The sequence below is a fragment of the Streptomyces sp. NPDC007907 genome (assembly GCF_042959365.1).
Lineage (GTDB): Bacteria > Actinomycetota > Actinomycetes > Streptomycetales > Streptomycetaceae > Streptomyces > Streptomyces indiaensis.
Genome location: NZ_JBIBKR010000002.1, coordinates 628,201 through 643,698, shown reverse-complemented (window position 1 = coordinate 643,698; position 15,498 = coordinate 628,201). Strand labels below are relative to the sequence as shown.

Annotated in this window: 14 protein-coding genes; 10 read left to right on the top strand and 4 right to left on the bottom strand. The window is 72.6% G+C overall.

The genetic code is table 11. The annotated features are described in order from the left end of the window. Window positions 1-74: 74 nt before the first annotated feature. On the top strand, window positions 75-1,292 hold the full coding sequence (locus tag ACFZDI_RS08955; protein WP_391248845.1) for a saccharopine dehydrogenase C-terminal domain-containing protein: 1,218 nt from the start codon (window positions 75-77) through the stop codon (window positions 1,290-1,292). A 103-nt stretch (window positions 1,293-1,395) separates the two neighbouring features. Next, complete coding sequence (locus tag ACFZDI_RS08950) at window positions 1,396-1,650, top strand: WhiB family transcriptional regulator (RefSeq protein ID WP_102909756.1); 255 nt, start codon at window positions 1,396-1,398, stop codon at window positions 1,648-1,650. Window positions 1,651-1,674: 24 nt separating this feature from the next. Here the strand turns inward: ACFZDI_RS08950 and ACFZDI_RS08945 are convergent, their stop codons facing one another. Continuing rightward, entirely contained in the window at window positions 1,675-2,118 is a 444-nt protein-coding gene (locus ACFZDI_RS08945) for a DUF6098 family protein (RefSeq protein WP_234848166.1), read from the bottom strand. 138 nt (window positions 2,119-2,256) lie between these two features. On the opposite strand from ACFZDI_RS08945, the gene ACFZDI_RS08940 reads away from it, so the two are divergent. Continuing rightward, on the top strand, window positions 2,257-2,607 hold the full coding sequence (locus tag ACFZDI_RS08940; RefSeq protein WP_234848165.1) for a DUF488 domain-containing protein: 351 nt from the start codon (window positions 2,257-2,259) through the stop codon (window positions 2,605-2,607). A gap of 13 nt (window positions 2,608-2,620) precedes the next feature. Here the strand turns inward: ACFZDI_RS08940 and ACFZDI_RS08935 are convergent, their stop codons facing one another. Both ACFZDI_RS08935 and ACFZDI_RS08930 read right to left on the bottom strand, forming a co-directional pair. Continuing rightward, complete coding sequence (locus ACFZDI_RS08935) at window positions 2,621-4,294, bottom strand: FAD-binding dehydrogenase (RefSeq protein WP_234848164.1); 1,674 nt, start codon at window positions 4,292-4,294, stop codon at window positions 2,621-2,623. Between the two features lie 17 nt (window positions 4,295-4,311). Beyond that, on the bottom strand, window positions 4,312-4,950 hold the full coding sequence (locus ACFZDI_RS08930; protein ID WP_391248842.1) for a TetR family transcriptional regulator: 639 nt from the start codon (window positions 4,948-4,950) through the stop codon (window positions 4,312-4,314). 122 nt (window positions 4,951-5,072) lie between these two features. Between ACFZDI_RS08930 and ACFZDI_RS08925 the strand changes: the two genes are divergently transcribed. The 3 genes from ACFZDI_RS08925 (at window position 5,073) to ACFZDI_RS08915 (ending at window position 7,871) form a co-directional block, all read left to right on the top strand. Further along, the gene (locus tag ACFZDI_RS08925) at window positions 5,073-5,696 is read left to right on the top strand and encodes an alpha-ketoglutarate-dependent dioxygenase AlkB (protein ID WP_234848162.1); all 624 of its coding nucleotides are present in this window, start codon (window positions 5,073-5,075) and stop codon (window positions 5,694-5,696) included. A 115-nt stretch (window positions 5,697-5,811) separates the two neighbouring features. Further along, a complete protein-coding gene (locus tag ACFZDI_RS08920; RefSeq protein WP_391248841.1) occupies window positions 5,812-6,558 on the top strand; it encodes an MBL fold metallo-hydrolase in 747 nt (248 codons plus the stop codon). A 41-nt stretch (window positions 6,559-6,599) separates the two neighbouring features. After that, complete coding sequence (locus ACFZDI_RS08915) at window positions 6,600-7,871, top strand: DUF4032 domain-containing protein (RefSeq protein ID WP_391248839.1); 1,272 nt, start codon at window positions 6,600-6,602, stop codon at window positions 7,869-7,871. A 13-nt stretch (window positions 7,872-7,884) separates the two neighbouring features. Here the strand turns inward: ACFZDI_RS08915 and ACFZDI_RS08910 are convergent, their stop codons facing one another. Next, entirely contained in the window at window positions 7,885-8,766 is an 882-nt protein-coding gene (locus tag ACFZDI_RS08910; RefSeq protein ID WP_234848159.1) for a universal stress protein, read from the bottom strand. A 186-nt stretch (window positions 8,767-8,952) separates the two neighbouring features. On the opposite strand from ACFZDI_RS08910, the gene ACFZDI_RS08905 reads away from it, so the two are divergent. From ACFZDI_RS08905 to ACFZDI_RS08890, 4 genes are all read left to right on the top strand, one after another. Continuing rightward, the gene (locus ACFZDI_RS08905) at window positions 8,953-10,629 is read left to right on the top strand and encodes an FAD-dependent oxidoreductase (protein ID WP_391248836.1); all 1,677 of its coding nucleotides are present in this window, start codon (window positions 8,953-8,955) and stop codon (window positions 10,627-10,629) included. After that, window positions 10,626-12,071, top strand: a complete 1,446-nt coding sequence (locus ACFZDI_RS08900; protein ID WP_391248834.1) for an ATP-binding protein — start codon at window positions 10,626-10,628, stop codon at window positions 12,069-12,071. Before ACFZDI_RS08905 ends, ACFZDI_RS08900 begins: the two co-directional genes overlap by 4 nt. Further along, on the top strand, window positions 12,068-12,421 hold the full coding sequence (locus tag ACFZDI_RS08895; protein WP_361119593.1) for a UBP-type zinc finger domain-containing protein: 354 nt from the start codon (window positions 12,068-12,070) through the stop codon (window positions 12,419-12,421). The genes ACFZDI_RS08900 and ACFZDI_RS08895 overlap by 4 nt, the downstream gene beginning before the upstream one ends. A gap of 115 nt (window positions 12,422-12,536) precedes the next feature. Next, the gene (locus tag ACFZDI_RS08890) at window positions 12,537-15,473 is read left to right on the top strand and encodes an AAA family ATPase (protein ID WP_391248832.1); all 2,937 of its coding nucleotides are present in this window, start codon (window positions 12,537-12,539) and stop codon (window positions 15,471-15,473) included. Window positions 15,474-15,498: the final 25 nt, after the last annotated feature.

Here is a 15,498-nt window from a genome sequence, read left to right as displayed (position 1 = left end):
GACCTTAAGGCACCGGGCGGCGTTTCATCACTGCAAGGGCGCGTCACGTTCTTCGCATATAGGGAGCTTTGGTCATGCGTGTACTGCTCGTGGGTGCTGGTGGTGTCGGTGGGGCGATCACCCGGATCGCGGCCCGGCGGCCGTTCTTCGAGGCGATGGTGGTGACCGACTACGACCCGGACCGGGCCGAGGCCGCGGTCGCGGCGGTGGGCGGCGACGCACGGTTCACCGCCGAGCAGGTGGACGCGGGCGACGAGGCGGCCGTGGCCCGCCTGCTCCAGTTGCATCGCTGCGACGTCCTGCTCAATGCCACCGATCCGCGCTTCGTGATGCCGCTGTTCCGCGCCGCCCGGTCCGCGGGCGCCGCCTATCTCGACATGGCGATGTCGCTGTCCCGTCCGCATGCCGAGCGGCCCTACGAGGAGTGCGGGGTCAAGCTCGGTGACGAGCAGTTCGCCCAGGCCGCGGACTGGGAGAAGGCGGGGCTGCTGGCGGTCGTCGGCATGGGCGTGGAGCCGGGTCTCTCGGACGTGTTCGCGCGCTACGCCGCCGACGAACTCTTCGACGAGATCGAGGAGATCGGCATCCGGGACGGCGCGAACCTGGCCGTCGACGGCTATGACTTCGCGCCCTCGTTCAGCATCTGGACCACCATCGAGGAGTGCCTCAACCCGCCGGTCGTCTACGAGAGCGGGAAGGGCTGGTTCACCACCGAGCCGTTCAGCGAGCCCGAGGTGTTCGACTTCCCCGACGGGATCGGCCCGGTCGAGTGCGTGAACGTGGAGCACGAGGAGGTGCTGCTCGTGCCGCGCTGGGTCGACGCCCGCCGGGTTACCTTCAAGTACGGCCTGGGCCGGGAGTTCGTCGAGACGCTGCGGACACTGCACCTGCTGGGCCTGGACCGCACCGACCCGGTGACCGTGCCGGGGCCGGACGGCCCGGTGAAGGTGTCGCCCCGGGACGTGGTCGCCGCGTGTCTGCCCGATCCGGCGACGCTGGGCGAGCGGATGCACGGCAAGACCTGTGCGGGCACCTGGGTGCGGGGCGTGAAGGACGGCCGGCCGCGCGAGGTGTACCTCTACCACGTGGTCGACAACCAGTGGTCCATGGCCGAGTACGGCTCCCAGGCCGTGGTGTGGCAGACGGCGATCAACCCGGTCGTCGCGCTCGAGCTCATCGCGACGGGCGCCTGGTCCGGTGCGGGCGTGCTCGGGCCCGAGGCCTTCCCCGCCCGGCCGTTCCTGGACCTGCTGACGGACTACGGCTCCCCCTGGGGCATGCGGGAGCAGTGAACGACTGTCCTGGATCACCCTGTTTCACCGGGCATCGACAGGTCACCCGAAAGGGAGTAAGCATCCGAGAGAGCACGTTTCTACTGCGATGCAGGTGACTTCGATGGACAACTGGCGAGACCACGCTGCCTGTCGGCACGAGGACCCCGAACTCTTCTTCCCGATCGGGACTTCCGGCCCGGCTCTGCTGCAGACGGAGCAGGCCAAGGCGGTGTGCCGACGGCGCTGCCCCGTACAGGAGCAGTGTCTGCAATGGGCCCTGGACACGGGTCAGTCCATCGGTGTGTGGGGCGGGACGAGCGAGAACGAGCGGCGTGCGCTGAAGCGCCGCGCCGCCGCCCGCCGCCGCTCCGGCTGACATCCGGCCATCACCCCTGGGGTCTCAGCTGCGCCGCAGCGGTCCCCAGGGGTTCGCCTGCCGGGCCACCTCCGCCTGTGCCTCGTCGATCACCCGCTGGTGGATCCAGCACAGCGGGCGGACGTCGGTCACCAGCGGTTCGTTGTCGGGTCCGCGGGCCGCCTCCGTACCGGCGAGCACCCAGGGGCGCACGCCCGGACCCTTGTCGTGCGGCAGGTGCGCGTAGTCGTACAGCCGGCGGGCCACCCACACCCGAACCGGCCGGTCTTCCCACCAGTCCTCGACGCCGAGCGGGCTGGCGGACAGCCCCGGCAGGGACACACCTGTCAGGTCGTCGGTGCTGGACACCTCGCGGAGGTCGGTCTCCGGGCCGCGCGACCAGCGGACGTACAGGCCTTGGTGCCGCTCCACGAGCTCGGCGAGTTCGTCGAGTGTCCGCACGACCCGCAGATCGCCCTCTGCACTCATGCCATGGCCCCCTTCCTCTTCCTGGTCAGGCGGACGGAGTACCCACCCGGCACGAGCGGAACCGGCCTCCCGGGCACCGGGCGGCCGACCGGGGTTAGGCTCGCGGCACACCCCTGCCGCCGCGAGGAGGAGCCGGCCATGAGCGTGCGCGTACGTCGTGTCTACGATCCCGTCGAGCCCGATGACGGGGCACGGGTCCTGGTCGACCGGCTGTGGCCGCGCGGACTGGCGAAGGACGCGGCACGGGTGGACGAGTGGCCGAAGGCCCTCACCCCGACGACGGAGCTGCGGCGCTGGTACCACGCGGGCGAGGGCTCGTACGAGGAGTTCGCCGAGCGGTACGAGGCGGAGCTCGCCTCCGAGGAGGCGTCCGAGGCGCTCGACGGGGTGCGTGAGCTGGTCCGTCGGGGCGACGTGACCCTGCTGACCGCGTCGAAGACGCCCGAGCAGAGCCACGCCACCGTGCTGGCGCGCCTCCTCGAAGGCTGAGGAGACGCGTGCGTCAGGCGGTCTGCCGCGCCGCCGCCCGGCCCGCCGCCCGGCCCGAGAAGAGGCACCCGCCGAGGAAGGTGCCCTCCAGGGCGTTGTAGCCGTGGACGCCGCCGCCGCCGAACCCGGCGACCTCGCCGGCCGCGTACAGCCCGTCGACCGGCTTGCCATCGGTCCCGAGGGCGCGGGAGTCGAGGTCGGTCTGGATGCCGCCGAGCGTCTTGCGGGTGAGGACGTGCAGCTTGACGCCGATCAGCGGTCCGGCGGCCGGGTCGAGGATACGGTGCGGGGTGGCGACCCGGCCCAGGCGGTCGCCGATGTAGCGGCGGGCGTTGCGGATGCCCTGCACTTGGGCGTCCTTGGCGTAGGGGTTGGTGATCTGCAGGTCGCGGGCCTCGATCTGGCGCTTGATCCCTTCCGCGTCGAGCAGCGGCTTGTCCGTGAGTTCGTTCATCTTGGCGACGAGCTGTTCGATGCCGGACGCGGTCACGAAGTCGGCGCCCTTGCGCAGGAAAGCGTCGACCGGTCCCGGGGCGCCCTTGCCGAGGATGCGCTCCTTGAGGAATCCGGCGCGGTCCTTGGCGGTGATGTCGGGGTTCTGCTCGGAGCCCGACAGGGCGAACTCCTTCTCGATGATCTTCTGCGTGAGGATGAACCAGGAGTGGTCGTACCCGGCGATGTCCTCGGTGGTGCGCAGGTGCTTCAGGGTGCCCAGGGTGTCGTAGCCGGGCAGGTACGGGCCGGGCAGGCGGCGGCCGAGGGCGTCGAACCACATCGAGGACGGTCCGGGCAGGATGCGGATGCCGTGGCCGGGCCAGATCGGGTCCCAGTTCCGCAGGCCCTCGGTGTAGTGCCACATGCGGTCGCGGTTGACCAGCCGGACGCCCGCCTCGGCGCTGATGTCCAGCATCCGCCCGTCGACGTAGGCGGGGACGCCGGTGACCATCTCGCGGGGCGGGGTGCCGAGGCGCTCGGGCCAGTGACGGCGGACGATGTCGTGGTTGGCGCCGATGCCGCCGCTGGTGACGATGACGGCCTGGGCGGTGAGTTCGAACGCGCCGATCGCCTCGCGGCTGGATGCGACGCCCCGGGGTGCGGGGTCCTCGGCCAGGACCGTCCCGCGCACGCCCCGGGCGGCGCCGCCCTCGACGACGAGGGCGTCGACGCGGTGGCGGTGGTGGAAGGTGAGCAGGCCGTCGCGGGAGGCCTGCTCGGCATAGCGCACGAACGGTTCGACGACGCCGGTGCCGGTGCCCCAGGCGACGTGGAAGCGGGGCACGGTGTTGCCGTGCCCGTGTGCCGTGAGGTCGCCGCGCTCGGCCCAGCCGACGGTGGGCAGGAAGGTGATGCCGTGTCCGTCGAGCCAGGACCGCTTCTCCCCCGCGGCGAACTCGACGTAGGCACGCGCCCAGCGCACGGCCCAGGAGTCCTCGTCCTCCAGCCGGTCGAAGCCCGCGCTGCCCCGCCAGTCGCTCCAGGCGAGGTCGAAGGAGTCCTTGATGCCCAGGCGCCGCTGCTCCGGTGAACCGACGAGGAACAGTCCGCCGAAGGACCAGAAGGCCTGGCCGCCGAGGTTGCCCGCGTTCTCCTGGTCGACGAGTGCGACCCGCCGGCCCCGGCTGGTCAGTTCGTGCGCCGCGACCAGTCCGGCGAGGCCCGCTCCGACGACGATGACATCGGCATCCATGGCGACCGTTCCCTTCGTCAGTTCTTCGTGTGATCGAGGGTCCCGCTGCCGTCGGTCAGCAGGGCAGTGAGCAGTTGCTTCAGCCAGGCGCGGGCGTGGTCCAGGTCCCGGTCCAGCAGCAGTTGCGTGGTGACGCCGTCGTACGCGGCGACCACGGCGCGGGCGGCACCGTCGGCGTCTCCCAGGACGGCGGGCAGCGCGGTGTGCCCGCGGGCCCGGGCGAGCCGGTCGGCGATGGCCCGCCGCAGCCGCGCACGGTGTTCCAGTAGGCTGCGCGCCACCTCCGGGACGCGGGCGGCGTGCACGAGGAAGTCCGTCTTCACCAGGAGCCAGTCGCGGTCCAGGAGCAGGACGTCGGTGACGCCGTCCACGGCGGCGGGCACGTCGAGGTCGGGCCCGTCGAGGGCGAGGGCTCCGGAGACCTGCTCGGCGATCAGGTCGGCGCGCTCGCGGTAGAGGGCGAAGAACAGCTCGTCGAGGCTGGAGAAGTTGGAGTAGAAGGCGCCCCTGCTGTAGCCGGCGGCTTCGCAGACCTCCTCGATCGAGACATGTCCGAAGCCCTTGGCCGCGAACACGGAGAAGGCCGCTTCGAGGAGGTTGGCGCGGGTGTGTACCCGGCGCCTGGTCATGCGACCGGTGCTTCCTTCGACCGCCATGCCCGGCCTCCCTTCGAGCTTTCGATACGTGACTGTATTGGATACATCGATGTATCGAAAGCCCACCCGGAACCCCGCCCAGACATGGAACATGTTTTCGATTAAGAGGTACGCTGGCCGGTATGCACCTCCAGGGCTCCCTCTTCGACCAGGCCGACGAGCTGCGCCTCGCCCCGCTGGACGGGATCGGCCGTACCGACCTCGGCTTCGGTGCCTGGCTCGACACGCTGCCCGGGTGGCTCAGCGGCTCGGACGAGCTGTTCGAACGGCTGGCGTCCGAGGTCCCCTGGCGGGCCGAGCGGCGCAAGATGTACGACAACGTCGTCGACGTCCCCCGCCTGCTCGCGTACTACGGCGTGGACGATCCGCTCCCGCACCCCGTGCTGGTTCAGGCGCGGGACGCGCTCAGCGCCCACTACGGCGAGGAACTGGGCGAGCCGTTCACCACGGCCGGGCTCTGCTACTACCGCGACGGCCGGGACAGCGTGGCCTGGCACGGCGACCGCATCGGACGCGGAGCCCGCGAGGACACCATGGTCGCGATCCTGTCGGTGGGCGCGCCCCGCGATCTGCTGCTGCGCCCGATGCGGGGCGGCCGTGACACGGTGCGCCGTCCGCTGGGCCACGGAGACCTCGTCGTGATGGGCGGCTCCTGCCAGCGCACCTGGGAGCACTCCGTGCCCAAGAGCACGCGTGCCACGGGCCCGCGCATCAGCATCCAGTTCCGTCCGCACGGCGTGCACTGAGCGTGCCGAACGCCCACACCCCATCGGGGCGTTGAAAAGGCCCCGGCAATTCCGCACCGCCGGGGGTTCTGCTTTGCTACTCCCGTCGGGCCGGGTCCATACAAGGCGGGCGAGCATGCGGGCAGACGTACACCACGTCGCGGACGGCACCTACCTGGTGCACGGTTCCCACACCAACTGGGTGATTCTCACCGACGGCGACGCCGTCACCCTGATCGACACCGGTTACCCGGGCGACCGGGAGCAGGTCCTCGCCTCGCTCGCACAGGTGGGCGGCTCCCCGGAGGCCGTCGCCGCCGTGCTGATCACCCACGCGCACAACGACCACCTGGGCTCCGCCGAGTACCTGCGCACCACCTACGGCACACCCGTGTACCTGCACGAGGCCGAAGTGCCGCACGCCCGGCGCGATTTCCTGCACCAGGTGTCCCTCGGCACGGTGCTCGCCAACGGCTGGCGACCGGGGGTGCTGCCGTGGGCGGTGCGCGCGCTGCGCTCCGGCGGCACGGCGCACAACCCGGTCACGGCCCCCGAACCGTACCCGCGGGCCGGCGCCCTGGACCTGCCCGGGCGGCCCGTGCCCGTGCACACGCCCGGCCACACCGACGGGCACTGCGCCTACCACCTGCCGGGCACCGGTGTGCTGGTCTCCGGCGACGCCCTGGTCAGCGCTCACCCCACTTCACGCGTCGTGGGACCGCAGCTGCTGCCGGACATGTTCCACCACGAGCGCCCGCGCGCCCTGGCCTCCCTGGACGTGCTGGCGGAGCTGGAGGGCGACCTGCTGCTCCCCGGGCACGGGCCGGTCCACCGGGGACCGGTGCGGGACGCCGCTCTCCGGGCCCGCGAGCGGGCCCTCTAATCTGAGGTGACGATCGGCGGCGAGACGAGGACACCCGGCCCATGGCACTGCAGATCAGCGCGACCAATCCGGAGCACCCCGCGCTCCTGCTGGAACTGCCGTGGGACGTCCCCCTGGAGAAGTGGCCCGAGGAGTACCTGGTGCCGCTGCCGCGCGGCATCTCCCGGCACGTGGTGCGCTACTCCCGCGCGGGCGACGAGGTGATCGCCGTCAAGGAACTGGCCGAGCGGCCGGCGCTGCGCGAGTACGACATGCTGCGCGACCTGGACCGGCTCGCCATCCCGTCGGTGGATCCGCTGGCCGTGGTCACCGGCCGCACCGACGCGAACGGCGCCCCGCTGGAGAGCGTCCTGGTCACCCGGCACCTGGGCGGCTCGATGCCGTACCGCTCGATGTTCGAGACGACCATGCGCCCGGCCACCATGCACCGGCTCATGGACGCGCTCGCCGTGCTCCTGGTGCGGCTGCACCTGGCCGGGTTCGCCTGGGGCGACTGCTCCCTGTCCAACACCCTCTTCCGGCGCGACGCGGGCGCCTACGCCGCCTACCTGGTGGACGCCGAGACCGGTGACCTGCATCAGCAGCTCAGCACGGGACAGCGCGAGTACGACCTCGACCTCGCCCGGGTGAACATCAGCGGGGAGCTGCTGGACCTGGAGGCGTCGGGGGCGCTGCACCCGTCCGTGGACCCGATCGAGTTCGGCAGGGAGATCTGCGCCCGCTACCGCGGCCTGTGGGACGAGCTGACCCGGGCCTCCGTCTATCCGGCGGGCAAGTACCACTACATAGAACGCCGCATCCGCCGCCTGAACGACCTCGGGTTCGACGTCGCCGAGATGCAGATCGAGCACGCCTCGAACGGCGACACGGTCAGCTTCGTGCCCAAGGTCGTCGACGCGGGCCACCACCAGCGCCAATTGCTGCGTCTGACCGGGCTGGACGCGGAGGAGAACCAGGCCCGGCGGCTGCTGAACGACCTGGAGAGCTGGATGGCGACCCAGGACGACTACGCCCCCGGCGGTCCTCCCCCAAGTTCTCGGCTTCGCTCGAACAGGGGGGACCCCCATGGCGCCCGCCCCGAGGTTCTCGCCCACCGCTGGGTGCGGGAGGTGTTCCGGCCGACCGTGCGGGCCGTGCCCGTCGAACTGCGCGGTGCGATGGACCCGGCGGAGATCTACCACCAGCTCCTGGAGCACCGCTGGTACATGTCCGAGCAGGCCCAGCACGACATCGGTCTCGACGCCGTGGTCGAGGACTACATCCGCACCATCCTGCCCGCGGCCCGCAAGACGCTGCATCCGACGGCGGAGTGAGGGGCCGGCGCCCTCAGGCGTGCGGCACCACCGCCACCGGGCAGTCGGCGTGGTGCAGCATCCCGTGGGCCACCGAGCCGATGCGCGCCCCGACGGCCGTACGGTGGGTCCGGCGGCCGACGACCATCAGCTGGGCCGTCCCGGCCACCGACAGCAGCACCTGGCTGGCGCTGCCCATCTCGACGTGCTCCTCGACCGGCACGTCGGGAAACCGTTCCCGCAGCGGCCGGACCGCGGCGGCCAGCGCTTTCTGCTCGTACGGCTCCAGTCCCCCGGCCTCGTCGAGGAGCTTCAGCGAGCCCGGGCTGTAGGCGAAGACGGGCGGCAGGCTCCAGGCCCGGACGACCCGCACGGTCGCCCCGCGCGCGGCGGCCGTCTCGAAGGCGAAGCGCAGCGCGTCGGCGCTGTCCTCCGGGTCGCCCTGCTGGCCCACGACGATCTCCCGCCCGGCGGCCTCGGACGAGGCCTGGTCCCCGGCCCGCACGAGCACCACGGGCCGGGTGGCCTCGGCGAGCACCTGCTGGCCGACCGAGCCGACCAGGAACCCGACGATGCGGCCGTGCCCGCGCGAGCCGAGCACCAGCATCTCGGCGTCGGCCGCGGCGGCGACCAGGGTGTCGGCGACGGGCCCCTCGATGACGTCCGTGGTCACCTCGAGGTCCGGGTGCCGTTCGGTGACGGTCCCGACGGCCTCGGTCACCGCGCTGTGCACCCACTGCGCCTGGCTGTCCGCGTCCGTGGCGACCGCGCTCTCGATCAACTCCGGTGTCTGCACCCGCCAGGCGTGCACCACGCGCAGCGGCCGGTCGCGCCGCACCGCCTCCCGCGCCGCCCAGGCGAGGGCCGCGAGGCTCTCCTGCGATCCGTCGACCCCTGCGGTGATCGGGCGTGTCATCCGGCTGCCTCCCTGTGGAACGTCACTGTGCCGCCCAGTCTTCACCACCGCCGCCGGTGCTCGCGCACGTGGGAGCGGATCTCCGTGTCGGAGCGCCGCGCGGCGATCGAACATACGATGGGCGGAGGTCGGCGCGGTGCCCCGGGGACGCCGTGCCGTGAGTCGACCGCCCGGCGTGGGGGACGTATGGCACAGACCGCCGATTCGGCGCGGACCGTCATCCTGACCGTGGACGACGACCCGGGTGTCTCCCGCGCCGTGGCCCGGGACCTGAGGCGGCGGTACGGCGCGTCGTACCGGATCGTGCGGGCGGAGTCCGGCGCGTCCGCACTGGACGCGCTGCGGGAGCTGAAGCTGCGCGGTGATCTCGTGGCGGTGATCCTGGCCGACTACCGGATGCCGCAGATGAACGGCATCGAATTCCTCGAACAGGCCCTGGACGTCTACCCCGGCGCGCGCCGGGTGCTGCTGACCGCGTACGCGGACACGAACGCCGCGATCGACGCGATCAACGTCGTCGACCTCGACCACTATCTCCTGAAGCCGTGGGATCCGCCCGAGGAGAAGCTCTACCCGGTCCTCGACGATCTGCTCCAGGCGTGGCGGTCCAGCGACTTCCGGCCCGTGCCCAGCACGAAGGTCGTGGGGCACCGCTGGTCGTCGCATTCCTCGGACGTGCGGGAGTTCCTGGCCCGCAACCAGGTGCCCTACCGCTGGTACTCCTCCGACGAACCGGAAGGGCGGCGGCTGCTGGCCGCGGCCGGCGAGGACGGGATGCGGCTGCCGGTGGTCATCACGCCGGACGGCACGCCCCTGGTCGAGCCGGAGCACGTCGACCTCGCCGCCCGGGTCGGGCTGGCGACGACCCCCACGGCCGACTTCTACGACCTGGTCGTCATCGGCGGCGGCCCGGCCGGGCTCGGCGCGGCCGTCTACGGCGCCTCCGAAGGGCTGCGGACGGTGCTGGTGGAGCGCTCGGCGACCGGCGGGCAGGCGGGGCAGAGCTCACGCATCGAGAACTACCTGGGATTCCCCGACGGCGTGTCGGGCGCGCAGCTCACCGACCGGGCGCGGCGGCAGGCGGCGAAGTTCGGCGCGGAGATCCTCACCGCGCGCGAGGTGACGGCCCTGGAGGTCAACGGCGCCGCGCGGGTCGTCCGGTTCTCGGACGGCTCGGCGGTCGCCGCGCACAGCGTGATCCTGGCGACCGGGGTGTCCTACCGGCAGCTGGCGGCGCCCGGCTGCGACGAACTGACCGGCTGCGGGGTGTACTACGGGTCGGCCCTCACGGAGGCGCCCTCCTGCCGGGACCAGGACGTGTACATCGTCGGCGGCGCCAACTCCGCCGGGCAGGCGGCGATGTACCTGTCCCGGGGCGCCAAGTCGGTGACGCTGCTGGTGCGCGGCGCGTCACTGACGGCGTCGATGTCGCACTACCTGATCCAGCAGATCGAGGAGTCGCCCAACATCCAGGTCCGGGCCCGTACGGTCGTCGAGTCCGCGCACGGCGACGGCCGGCTGGAGCGGCTGACCCTGCGCGACGTGGACAGCGGGCACACCGAACAGGTCGACGCGCAGTGGGTGTTCGTGTTCATCGGCGCGGCCCCGCTGACCGACTGGCTGGACGGGACGGTGCTGCGGGACGAGCGCGGGTTCATCCTCGCCGGGCCGGACCTGACCCCCGACGGCCGCCCGCCGGAGGGCTGGGAGCTGGACCGGCCGCCGTACCACCTGGAGACCAACGTGCCCGGCGTGTTCGTGGCGGGCGACGCCCGCTCGGAGTCCGCGAAGCGGGTCGCGTCCGCCGTCGGAGAGGGAGCCATGGCCGTGATGCTCGTCCACCGGTACCTGGAGCAGTCATGAGCGGGCAGGCGGCGCCCTGCGACCCGCAGGAGATCGGGGCGCTGTTCCTGTTCGAGAAGCTCACGCCCGAGCAGCTCGGCCGGTTGTGCGCCGAGGGGCGGGTGGAGCGGTTCGAGCCCGGACCGGTGTACACCGAGGGCGAGCCCGCGACGTGCTTCTACGTGATGCTCGACGGCACCGTGGTGCTGTACCGCCGGGTCGGCGGGGACGACGTGGAGGTGACCCGCACCTCGCAGCGCGGGGTGTACGCCGGCTCGATGCAGGCGTATCTCGGCGAGCGGGTGCGGCAGGTCTACAACAACTCCATGCGCGTCACGGAGCCGACGCGGTTCTTCGTGCTGCCCGCCGACACCTTCGCGGAGATCATGCAGGAGTGGTTCCCGATGGCGGTGCACCTGCTGGAGGGGCTGTTCTTCGGTTCGAAGAGCACTCAGCGGGCCATCGGACAGCGTGAACGGCTCCTGGCACTCGGCTCGTTGTCCGCCGGTCTGACGCACGAGCTGAACAACCCGGCCGCGGCGGCCGTGCGGGCGACGGCGACCCTGCGGGAGCGGGTCGGCAAAATGCGCCACAAGCTGGCGATCATCGCGCAGGGTTCGTACTCGCCCGAGGTCATGGCGAACCTCATCGACCTCCAGGAGCGCACGGCCGAGCGGGTCGCCAAGGCGCCGGCGCTGAGTCCGCTGGAGGCCTCCGACCGTGAGGACGAGGTGACCGACTGGCTGGACGACCAGGGCATCCCGGAGGGCTGGCGGATCGCGCCCACCTTCGTCCAGGCCGGACTCGACGTGGACTGGCTGGAACAGGTGGCGGCGGCGGTGGACGAGGACATCCTGCCGAGCGCGATCGGGTGGCTCAACTACACCGTCGAGACCGAGCTGCTGATGGACGAGATCAACGACTCGACCACCCGCATCTCGCACCTCGTGGACGCGGCGAAGCAGTACTCCCAGCTCGACCGGGCGCCCTTCCAGAACGCCGACGTGCACGAACTGCTCGACTCCACCCTGCTGATGCTGTCCGGCAAGATCGGCAAGCAGATCAAGGTCGTCAAGGACTACGACCGCACGCTGCCGCGGATCCCCGCGTATCCCGCTGAGCTCAACCAGGTGTGGACGAACCTCATCGACAACGCGGTCGCGGCGATGAACAGCGCGGGCGGGGAAGGGACGCTGACCGTGCGGACGGCGGCGGAACACGACCGGCTGCTGGTGGAGTTCGGGGACACGGGTATCGGCATCCCGGCACAGGACCGGGAGCGGATCTTCGATCCCTTCTTCACCACCAAGCCGGTCGGTCAGGGGACCGGGCTGGGACTCGACATCTCCTGGCGGATCGTGGTCAACAAGCACCACGGGACCATCAGGGTGGAGTCGGAGCCGGGTGACACACGTTTCCAGGTACTGCTTCCGCTGACAGCCGCCGAGGAGGAGTCCGCATGACGGGCGAGATGGGGATAGACACGAGTGTGCCGCCGAGCGGCAGCGGGTGTGCCGAGTGCGAGGCGGCCGGAGGCTGGTGGTTCCACCTGCGGCGGTGCGCGCAGTGCGGGCACGTGGGGTGCTGCGACAGCTCACCGGCGAAGCACGCGACGGGACACTTCCGGGAGACCGGCCACCCGTTCGTGCAGAGCTTCGAGCCGGGTGAGGACTGGTACTGGAATTATGAGACGAACGAGTTGTACGAGGGCGGGCCGGAGCTGACCGCGCCGACGAGCCACCCGGTGGATCAGCCCACGCCGGGGCCGGCGGGGCGGGTGCCCGTCGACTGGGCGAAGGTCCTGCGCGCCTGAGCGCGCGGGTTCTGCTGTCCGGCGGCGGCCGCGGGCCGTGTGCGGCTGAGCGCGCCCACGCGGCGCAGCCCCACCCTGTCGACGTCCCGCCGCCCCTGAGAAGAAAGTTGGTTCCGTGCAGCAGGCTTCATCGGCCACCCCCGTCGTCGGGCGGGACGCCGAACTCACGCGCCTCTCCGGGGTACTGGAGCGCGCGCGAGGCGGTGAGGCCCGGGCCGTGCTGATCGCCGGGGACGCCGGGGTGGGCAAGACCCGGGTGCTCGACGAGGCCGCGAGGCAGGCCGCCGCTGCGGGCATGACCGTGGTCACCGGGCACTGTGTGGACCTCGGCGACGTCGGGCTGCCGTACCTGCCGTTCACCGAGGTCCTCGGGGTGCTGGCCGCCGATGAGCGGTTCTCCGGTCCGCTCGCCGGCCATCCCGTGGTCGAGCGGCTGCTGGGGTCCGGGACCGATTCCGTGCGGGACGTGGACGGGCGGCTGCGCCTGTTCGAGGGGATGGCGGGGCTGCTGGCCGACGCCGCGGAGGTCGCGCCGCTGCTGCTGGTGCTGGAGGACCTGCACTGGGCGGATCAGTCGTCGCGGGACCTGCTGCGGTTCCTGTTGGGGCGGGGGGTGCTCCGGCACCGGCTGGCCGTGTTCGCCTCGTACCGGGCCGACGATCTGCACCGCCGGCACCCGCTGCGGCCGCTGCTGGCGGAGCTGGTACGGCTGCCCCTGGTCGAGCGGCTGGAACTGCGGCCGCTGGCCGATCCCGACGTGGACCGGCTGGTGCGGGCTCTGCAGCCCCGGCCGCTGCCGGACGCCACCGTCCGCCGGATCGTGGAGCGGGCCGAGGGGAACGCCTTCTACGCGGAGGAGTTGCTCGCCGCCACCGACACCGAGTCGGGCGGGATGCCCAGTGGGCTCGCCGATGTGCTGCTGATCCGCTTCGAGCAGCTCTCCGAGACCGCGCAGCAGGTGCTGCGGACCGCCTCCGTCGCCGGACGCCGGGTGGAGCACGACCTGTTGCGGGAGGCGGCCGGGCTGCCGGAGGCGGAACTGGAGTCGGCGCTGCGCGAGGCGGTCGGGCGGCAACTGCTCGTGGCCGGGGGCGACGACACGTACTCCTTCCGGCACGCCCTGGCCCGCGAGGCCGTCTACGCCGATCTGCTGCCCGGGGAGCGGGCCAGGCTGCACGGCGCGTTCGCGCGGCTGCTCGCCGGGCGCGGGAACCCTGCCGAGAGCGCGGCGGAGCGGGCCCACCACTACCGGGAGAGCCATGACCTCGCCGAGGCGCTGGCCGCGTCCCTGGAGGCCGCCGATCACGCCCAGCGGGTCGGTGCCCCGGCCGAGGAGCAGCGGCACCTCGAAGCGGCCCTGGACCTGTGGCCGGCGGTCGGTCCCGAGGCCCGGCCCTCGGGCGCGGGTGCCGACCGGGTAACGCTGACGCTGCGGGCGTCCGCCGCGGCCGCGCACGCCGGGGAGCTGCACCGCGCGGTCTCCCTCACCCGGTCCGCGCTGGCCGGCCTGGGTCAGGACGCCGAGTCCGAACTGGCCGCGCGGGTCCGCTACACCCTCGCCGGGAACCTGCTGAGCGTGGACAACCTCACGGCGGCGTTCGCCTACAGCAGCGAGGCCCTGGCGATGATCCCGGAGGAGCCCGCGTCCCGTACGTGGGTGTGGGCGGCCGCCACGCATGTCCTGGCCGCACGGCACATCGGGGAGAACGAGACCGCGCTGCGGGTCGCCCGGCGGGCCCTGGCCGTGGCGGAGCGGCTGCGGGTGACCGACGCCCAGGCGGACCTGCTGATCTCGCTGGCCGTCTTCGACGGCGAGGGGCGGCGCGGCGCGGAGGGCCGTCGGCGGCTGATCAAGGCCCGGGACCTGGCGCGCAGTTCGGGCAACGCGCCCGTGGAGCTGCGGGCCCTGTTCAACCTGGCCATGGGCTGTTACGAGTCCGGGGCGCTGTCGGAGTGCGTGCCCTGGCTGACGGAGGGCCTGGACCGGGCCCGGCGCGCCGGGCTGCTGTCGTCGCCGTACCCGCTGGAGATGCGGTATCTGCGGCTGCTGGTGCTGAACGTGCTGGGCCGCTGGGACGAGTGCGTGCGCGCGGCGGCGGCCGACGCCGACGTGCTGCCGGCCGCCGGCGGGTACACGATGGGTCCCGCGCTGTACGTGACGCTCGCACGGGGCGACTTCACGGCCGCCGACCGGGCGCGGGCCCTGCTGGAGGGGCCGTTCGACTGGATGGCCACGCTGGTCGCGGGCATCGTGCTGACCGACGCGGCGGCGCTGCGCGGGGACCCCGAGGACGCGGTGCGCTGGGCGCGGTCGACGGTCACGGCCCTCACCGACGAGGCGGGCACCCGCCCCGACGTCGCGGTGCGGCTCGCCGCGCTGGCGTTGTCGGCGGTGGCCGACGCGGCCGCCGGGCTGCGGTCGGCCGGCGACGAGGCCGGTGCCCGCCGCTGGACGGACACCGCGGCCGAACTGGTGGAACTGGCGCGGACCATGGCCGTCCGCGACGACGGCACGCCGCAGGGGCCCGAGGGGCAGGCGTGGCTGGCCCGGGCCGAGGCCGAGTGGCTCAGGGCGGCGTCCGGGCCGGACGCGGTGGCCGCCTGGGCGAAGGTGGTGACGGCGTTCGGGTACGGCGACGTCTACGAGCGGGCGCGGTGCCGGCTGCGCTACGCCGAGGCCCTGGTGGCGGCCGGGCGCCGGGAGGAGGCCGCGTCCGAGGCGCGGGCGGTGCGGAAGACCGCGGTCCGGCTCGGCGCCACCCCGCTGCGCGAACAGGTGGACGACCTGATCCGGCGCGGCCGGCTGTCGGACAGGCCGGGCGGCGGGGACCGGGCCGCCGTCCTCACCGCACGCGAGCAGGACGTGCTGCGGCTCCTCGCCCTCGGCCGCAGCAACCGTCAGGTCGGGGAGGAGCTGTTCATCAGCGGCAAGACCGCGAGCGTCCATGTCTCCAACATCCTCGCCAAGCTGGGCGCGACGAGCCGCGGCGAGGCCGTGGCGATCGCCTATCGCGAGGGCCTGATCGCCCCGGAGCCGTCGACGTCCGGCTGACCGGCGCCCGCCCCTGCCCCGCGCC